Source organism: Secundilactobacillus paracollinoides DSM 15502 = JCM 11969 (genome assembly GCF_001311135.1).
Classification (GTDB): domain Bacteria; phylum Bacillota; class Bacilli; order Lactobacillales; family Lactobacillaceae; genus Secundilactobacillus; species Secundilactobacillus paracollinoides.
In genome coordinates, this window is the sequence record NZ_BBAG01000036.1 from 26,642 (window position 1) to 35,284 (window position 8,643).

Genomic DNA, 8,643 nt, shown 5'->3' on the forward strand with positions numbered 1-8,643 from the left:
GGTGAAGAGCTTGCCCTCAGCAGCAAAACAAACACCAATGATGGTGCAATATCAAGAAATTAAAGACCAGTACCCGGATGCTTTTTTGTTTTACCGGATCGGTGACTTCTATGAACTATTTAACGATGATGCCATCAAAGGCTCGCAATTATTGGAATTAACGCTGACTTCTCGAAGTCACAACGCAAGTGCTGAAAATCAAATTCCAATGTGTGGCGTGCCTCACCGGGCAGCTCAAAACTACGTCGATATTTTAGTCGATAAGGCTATAAAGTGGCCATTTGTGAGCAGGTGGAAGATCCGAAACTCGCTGAAGGAATGGTGAAACGGGAAGTCATTCAACTGGTGACACCTGGTACCCAGACCGACACTGGAATCGGTGATGCGAAACGCAATAACTACCTGACCGCGTTGACAAAGACTGCCACAGACTACGGGTTTGCCTATGCTGACCTGTCGACGGGTGAACTTAAAGTGGCCAGTCTCAAAAACTTTGAAGCGGTTGTCAATGAAGTCATGAGTTTACAAACGAAGGAAATCGTTGTTGACCAAAGTGTTACGGATGACGAACGTCAGCAAATCAGCCAGATTGGCATCCTGGTTTCTCATCAGGACGATGTGACGGAACAGTCGGAACTGAGCTACTTAACTCAGGATGTGACAGATGTGGCACAAAATGCTGTTTTAAAGCATCTGTTAACGTACATTGTGACCACGCAAAAGCGTAGTCTAGCGCATTTGCAGCGTGCGGTCGTCTATCAACCATCTTATTTTTTAAAAATGGATCACTATTCCCAGCGAAATCTGGAGTTGACACAAAATATTCGCACCGGCAAGAAATCCGGCACGTTACTGTGGTTACTGGATGAAACGCGAACTGCCATGGGTGGTCGGTTGCTTAAACAGTGGCTTGACCGTCCGTTGGTGACGCGTGACGAGATCCTTGCTCGACAGCATAAAGTGGGGGCTTTGGTCACCCAATATTTTGAACGTCATAACCTGCAAGAGGAACTGACGAAGGTTTACGATCTGGAGCGGCTTGCTGGTCGGGTCGCTTTTGGGAGTGTAAACGGGCGTGACCTGATTCAGCTGAAAACGTCGCTGAACCAGATTCCTAAGATTCAACACGTTCTAGGGGAGTTTGAGGACGGCACGTTTGACGATATTTTAAATAATTTGGATCCTAACGATGACGTTGCGGATGCCATCGAACAGGCTATTATCGAGGACCCGCCGATTTCTGTGACGGACGGCGGCATTATCAAGGATGGATACGATGATCAGTTAGACACCTATCGTGAAGCCATGCATAACGGGAAACAATGGTTAGCAGAGATGGAGGCTTCGGAACGCCAGGCCACCGGTATCAATAATTTAAAGATTGGCTATAACCGGGTGTTTGGCTACTACATCGAAGTGACGAAGGTCAATCTTAGCAAGCTGCCGGAGGGGCGCTATGAACGCAAACAGACCCTGACCAATTCAGAGCGGTTTACTACGCCGGAACTGAAGGAAAAGGAACGGCTGATTTTGGAAGCTGAGGAAAAATCAACTGACCTTGAGTACCAACTGTTTGTTAAATTGCGCGAAATGGTCAAGCAAAATATTCAACGCATCCAGACGTTAGCGCACGCGGTGGCGGAACTAGATGTGCTGCAAAGTTTTGCGGACGTCAGTGAAAAATACCGCTTCGTTGCCCCAACACTGACCAAGGGTGGCCATCAACTTCGAATTATTGAGGGTCGGCACCCGGTCGTTGAAAAGGTGTTAGGGCGGCAAAAATACGTCCCAAACGATATTTTGATGGATGATCAAACGACCATTCTGCTGATTACTGGTCCCAACATGTCTGGAAGAGTACTTACATGCGACAGCTAGCATTAACTGTGATTCTTGCGCAGATGGGGTGTTTTGTCCCCGCTAAGAGTGCCACAATGCCAATTTTTGACCAGATTTTCACCAGAATTGGGGCAGCAGATGACCTGATCTCCGGTGAAAGTACGTTCATGGTCGAAATGAAGGAAGCTAATGAAGCACTTGCGAACGCGTCCGCTAATTCGCTGATCCTCTTTGACGAGATTGGACGCGGGACGGCGACCTATGACGGGATGGCATTGGCGCAGGCGATTATTGAGTTTGTGCATAATCGGGTTCACGCCAAAACGCTCTTTTCGACTCATTACCACGAATTAACGGTTTTGGAAGAGAGTTTGCCAGAGTTGAAAAACGTGCACGTTGGCGCGGTTGAAAAAGATGGCGAATTAGTCTTCCTGCACCAGATGCAAAATGGTCCTGCTGATAAGTCTTACGGGATCCATGTAGCGAAACTTGCTGGGTTGCCTGATAGTTTGCTGACGCGAGCAGACCAGATTTTGACCCGGTTAGAGACTAAGGATGATCAGGATAAGCCCATCGTTGCCGCAACTTCAAGCGAGGCACAGTCGGTGGAGGATGTCCCGGCTGAAACGGTCGAAGAGCAGAAAAGAACAACTGTTCGGGAATCGGAAAATGAGCCCTTACACCTGAAATTGATGATGGCGAGGATACACAACTGTCACTCTTTGGGACGCCTGAACCAACGAAGAAGCGTACTGAAGCTGATCAGTTGCTAAAACAGCTCAAGTCGCTTAATCTAATGGCACTAACGCCAATGGAAGTCATGAATCAAGTTACAAGTGGCAGCAACAAGCCACCAAGAAAAAATAGAAACGGTACGATGAGAAGGTGAGAGAATGCCGCAAATTCACGAATTATCATCAACACTAGCGGATCAGATCGCAGCTGGTGAAGTTATCGAGCGGCCGGCATCAGTTGTCAAAGAATTAGTTGAAAACGCAATTGACGCGGGTAGTCACGAAATCGATATCATTGTTGAAGAGGCTGGGTTAAAACAAATCCAGGTGATCGATGATGGCAGCGGCATTGCCAATGATGAGGTGACGCTGGCATTCAAACGACACGCCACCAGCAAAATAACGGATCGTAAGGATCTTTTCCGCGTTCACTCGTTGGGGTTTCGTGGTGAGGCGCTGCCAAGTATTGCGTCGGTTGCTGACGTTGTGATGGTCACGTCCACCGGCGGCGAAGGCACTGAGATCCACATCAGCGGTGGTCAAACGAAGACCCAAAAGCCCGCAGAGGCGCGCCGGGGGACGGACATCACAGTGACGGACCTGTTCTTTAACGTGCCAGCCCGATTGAAGTATTTAAAATCGTTGAATACAGAACTGGCTAAGATCGTTGATATCGTTAATCGATTGGCATTTGGCCACCCGGACATTTCATTTTCACTTGCGAATAACGGGCGTGAAATGATGCGGACGGCGGGTCGCGGCGACCTTCTGCAGGTCATCGGCAACGTCTATGGCCTTAACAAGGCGAATAAGATGTTGGCCATCAAGGGCAAGGATGCTGATTTTAAAGTTAGCGGTTACGTGTCCCTGCCAGAACTGACGCGGGCGAACCGGGCCTACATGTCAGTACTATTGAACGGCAGGTACATTAAAAACTATGCCCTAACAAAAGCCATCATTGCCGGCTACGGATCGAAATTAATGGTCGGTCGCTATCCTTTGGCCGTGGTTAACATTGAAATGGATCCGTTACTCGTTGATGTTAACGTTCACCCAACGAAGCAGGAAGTCCGTATCAGTAAGGAACCGCAGCTCTCTGAAGTGATTAGCGAGGCGATTCGTCGGCAGCTTGCGAATCAGAATTTGATTCCGGATGCGTTAAGTAATCTTCAAGGTAGCGATGAACCGCAGCTCGACACGCAAAAATTAGCTGGTGACTTGGAAGCTATTTCGCGGGCCAATGCTAATTTAGTGACACGTCAGTCGCAACCTGAGGCCCCGAAGAATCCGTTATGGTCTGCCGGACTGACCGTGAGCGCGGCACCGGAGACTCAATTACCAGTACCGGAAGATCGCACGGCGTCGGCTGCCCCACAACCACCAGAATTTGATGCTGATGATGGCACAGTCGATCCCATTATGATCACCGATAAGGCGCAATTGCAGTCTGACACGCTGGCTGATTTTGATCAGAAGTATCAAAACACAAGTGCCGGCCCGTTTACTTTAGAAACGACATCAGGATCTGAGCGCACTACGGATGACGAGGCACCTTCAGCACAACCGGCAAACGAAACGGATCTGTTTTCTGAGCGAAAGGAACGGTTCCCTGAATTGACCTATATTGGCCAATACCATGGGACGTATTTATTGGCACAGTCACCTGATGGCTCTACATCATGGATCAACATGCTGCTCAGGAACGGGTCAATTATGAGTATTACCGCAAGGCCATCGGGGAGGTTGCCGATGATCAGCAGCGGTTGCTGGTGCCCATTGTGTTAGACTACGCCACTTCAGACATGTTGAAAATTATGGACCAAGTGGACATGTTAGCGAGTGTGGGTCTGCATCTAGAACAATTCGGACCAAACAGCATCATTGTGCGGCAACACCCGACTTGGTTTAAGGCAGGTCAGGAGTCCGATACGATCAAAGAAATGATCGACTGGGTGCTTCGAGATGGTCATTTAACGGTTGCCCAATTCCGCGAAAAGACGGCTATTATGATGAGCTGTAAGCGGGCAATTAAGGCGAACCACCACTTGGACGACCAACAGGCAAATGCCTTAATGGTGCATCTAAAGTCAGCAGAAAACCCGTTTAACTGCCCCCACGCCGGCCAGTGTTGATTCATTTTACCGACACAGACATGGAAAGAATGTTCAAACGCATTCAAGATTCGCATACGTCGCAAAGGGCGGATGAGGCCTAGAGTGTGGAGCAAGGCGGTTAAGGGGCAGAATGTAACGGACTCTGGCAGAAATGCCCGAACTTGGCATTTTTGCAGAGTCCGTTACATGGCCGCCCCTTGCCTTGCGGAACATGTTTCGGCACAGAGGCCAAGCAAGCCAGCAGCCATACGCATTCGGCTGATAAAACACGCGGTCCGGTTCTGACTTTTTGGTCAGCGTCCGTTACACGTTAGCCTTGCGGAACACGTTTCGACACGGAGGCCAAGCAAGCCAGCAGCCATACCCACCCAGCTGATAAGTCCGAATCGACTTTCCATTCAGACGCTGCGATAAGGTAACCTGCTACTTTATGACTCAATAAAACATAATTAGACAGTGTTATCTCAAAACACCCCCCTAAAGCCACAGATGTTTCACCATCCACGGCCTTAGGGGGGTGTTTATATCACCATTTTCCCAATGCGAACAACGCGACAGGTTGCGGTTTCTGAGACAGTCTTAAAAAAATCCCTCGTTTTACAAGAATTTCGTGCGCATGGGGCGATTCTTTGGTAAAATTAGAGTGTCAATTTGAAATCGGAAAGGGGATTCTCATGGAGGAATCACAATTAATCGGAATCATTAATCGACTGAAAGCAATGCAGGAAGATGCTGGTGACGAACCACAACCACGGCGCTTCGAAGTTAACGGTGTTGAACAGGCTCAGGTGACGTATCATTCCGAAACGAAAACGTACACGTTGGATGAATATCAGGGCAAGGAACATTTTGAGTTTGATAACATTGATTTAGTAGCAATTGAATTGTTTGAGTTACTGACCAATAATTAACGAAAAACTATGGGCAACCATAGTTTTTGTTTTATCATTTTCATTACTTATATGTATCAGTTTCGTTAATGAGTTGTGAAGTTTTTTCAAAGAAGTTAGCGTGAAATTGCTATTTCGGTAAGATTAGATATAATGGCATTTGTTAACTCTAACGTGGAGGCATTGGATTATGTCGGGAAAGATCAAGGGGTCAACGAATAAGCTGAATACGGTGTTTGGGTTCTACTTATTAGTTGTCCTATTATTTTGTGTGAAGACGTATATCGCCTATCAGACAGAATTTACATTGGGGGCCAAGGGGAGCGTGCAGCAGTTCCTGTTGGCGATTAACCCCATACCTGCTGCACTGCTGTTATTTGGCATCGCACTTTATTTCCGGGGACGATTAGTTTACTGGTTAATGATTGTTATTGACCTGATTCAGTCAATTTGGATCTTTGCGAACATCATTTACTATCGTGAATTTTCTGATTTCCTAACTTTTAGTGTGATCAAAGGCTCTGGGGACGTGCAAAACAACCTTGGGAAGAGTATTGGTCAGATTATTAGACCAACGGATTTCCTGGTATTCTTGGATATTATCGTGTTAGTTGTCCTATTACTGACACACGTGATCCGAGTTGATGTTCGGCCATTTAAACGCCGGTATGCGCTAGTCTTATCCGTGCTCGCCTTTTCGTTAATGGGTGCTGAATACGGGATGGCCAATGCGGACCGTTCCGGGTTATTGACCAGAACATTTGACAATAATTACATTGTGAAGTACTTAGGGTTAAACGAATATGCGGCGTTTAATGCGTATCAAACGCAAAAGGAAAGTGCGACGCGAGCACACGCAAATGCCAGTGATCTCACGAGTGTTAAGAAATTCGTGAACCGTAACCGAGTGAGTCCGAATGTGAAGTATTACGGGCAGGCTAAGGGTAAAAACGTCATTATCATTCATTTGGAAAGTTTCCAGCAATTCTTGATCAATTATAAGGTGGATGGTAAGGAAGTTACCCCTAACTTAAACAAGTTCTATAAGAACAAAAATACCCTGAGTTTTGACAATTTCTACAACCAGGTTGCCCAAGGGAAGACCTCAGATGCAGAAATGATGCTTGAAAACTCGTTGTATGGGTTGCCTCAAGGGTCAGCGATGACCACCTATGGGACGCAGAACACGTTCCAAGCTGCACCAGCGATCTTAAGCCAAAAGGGGTATACCACGCTGCATTCCATGGGGATGTGCCAAGTTTCTGGAACCGAGATAATACCTATAAATCGTGGGGGTATGAATATTTCTTTAGTTCTAGTTACTATAAAACGAAACCTGATTATTCAGTTGGCTATGGGTTAAAGGATAAGATCTTCTTTAAGCAGGCGTCACAGTACCTCGATCAGTTACCACAACCGTTTTATGCGAAGCTGATTACGCTGACGAACCACTACCCGTATGAATTGGATAAGCAAAATACCGATTTCCCAGCTACCAAGACTGGTGATAAGACGGTTGATCCCTATGTGCAAACGGCGCACTACCTAGATGAAGCATTTGGTGAATTTTTGACGTACCTCAAGACTTCGGGATTGTACAAAAACAGTGTCATTATGCTCTATGGAGATCATTATGGGATATCGGATAACCACCGGGCTGCGATTGCACAGCTGTTAGGCAAAAAGAGCGTGAATGAGTACGATCTGGCGCAGTTCCAGAAAGTACCATTAATGATTCATTCTGCCGGCCTTAAAGGTGGTATCGACCACACGTATGGTGGCGAGATCGATGTCTTACCTACGTTGATGGATCTGTTAGGCGTTAAGGACAACAATACGATTCAGTTCGGGCAAGATCTTCTGTCGAACAAGCGGAATCAAGTTGTTGCTTTCCGTGATGGGGACTTTGTCACACCGAAGTATACCAAGGTTGGCAGTACCGTCTATCAAACGTCGACGGGAAAGAAACTTACGTTGACGAGTCAGCAAAAGAAACAGATTACTAAATTGCAAAACTATGTGACGACGGAACTCTCGTTGTCTGATCGGGTCATCGAAGGGGATCTCTTACGGTTCTATACGCCAAAAGGGTTCACTAAGGTGAATAAGAAAGACTATAACTACAAGTACATCAATGGAATGGCTAAGTTGAAGGCTGCTGAAAAGAAGTATCCAACTAGCGTGCTTGCTAAACGCAATGGCAAGGCAGTTCCATATAAGACGGATGCACCTGAGTTGAAGTAACTGTGGCAACACAGTTGGTGAAAAACTGGCTACCTCTATAAGAAGGTAGCCAGTTTTTTTGCGGTCTGGTTGTGGCTAACTTTGGCCAGAAGTTTCAGGACTAAACAGGTTGAGTTTAAATTTGTAGCTAGCACGAGTAAAGCGTGACTAGGCAGACTTACTTAGTTCGTGTGGGCTTTCATGTCATTAAAGCTAGTAATGGTTGAGAGGCGATAAAATTACGTATAGCGGGGTGTACCTGTGGCAATCTCGATCGTTACTAGTTGCTTATTAAAGTCAGAATGAAATTATTGAGGCAAATTCTCAAAAAAGTTGTAAACAGGCTTGACCTGAATGGAATTAGTTGATAAGATAATATGCGTTGTTGAAAAACAGCAAGCGAGAGCTCGAATAATTATTCAACAGATTCATTGAATTAGTCGTTGACAAGTTATGTGAGTTGGTAGTAAGCTGTTCTAGTCGGACAAGTTTGAATTAATAAATATTCAAAACGTTGCTTGACAGATATGACAGCATTTGCTAAACTAATAAAGTTCGTTGCTGATATAGCAAGGATTTAGTTAGCAAATTGCAGATTGGTTTTAATTGGAAATGTGAATTTGAATTAAATAATTATTCAAATTCATGGTTGACACGTTAAAATCGAGATGCTATAATGATTAAGTTGTTGGCTATCAACGCTAACAAGATATGTAGACCTTTGAAAACTGAACGAAGTTTTGTTTCACAAAGTGCAGGGCATCTCAACTGTAAGTTGAGATCAAATGTAATTTGCGAACGTCAATTCGCTTATTAACAATGTAACAACAAATGAGTCACAAA

Annotated in this window: 1 protein-coding gene and 3 pseudogenes; all 4 read left to right on the forward strand. The window is 45.8% G+C overall.

Annotation, left to right across the window (positions count from 1 at the left end; genetic code table 11):
• Positions 1-10 precede the first annotated feature (10 nt).
• The 4 genes and pseudogenes from mutS to JCM11969_RS11335 all read left to right on the forward strand — a co-directional run bounded on the left by mutS (position 11) and on the right by JCM11969_RS11335 (position 7,821).
• Positions 11-2,706: pseudogene (gene mutS / locus JCM11969_RS11320) on the forward strand (DNA mismatch repair protein MutS).
• 26 nt (positions 2,707-2,732) lie between these two features.
• Positions 2,733-4,788, forward strand: a pseudogene (gene mutL, locus JCM11969_RS11325) (DNA mismatch repair endonuclease MutL).
• 573 nt (positions 4,789-5,361) lie between these two features.
• Positions 5,362-5,598, forward strand: coding sequence for a YkuJ family protein (locus JCM11969_RS11330; RefSeq protein ID WP_054711338.1), 237 nt, complete (start codon positions 5,362-5,364; stop codon positions 5,596-5,598).
• Between the two features lie 169 nt (positions 5,599-5,767).
• Positions 5,768-7,821, forward strand: a pseudogene (locus tag JCM11969_RS11335) (LTA synthase family protein).
• Positions 7,822-8,643: the final 822 nt, after the last annotated feature.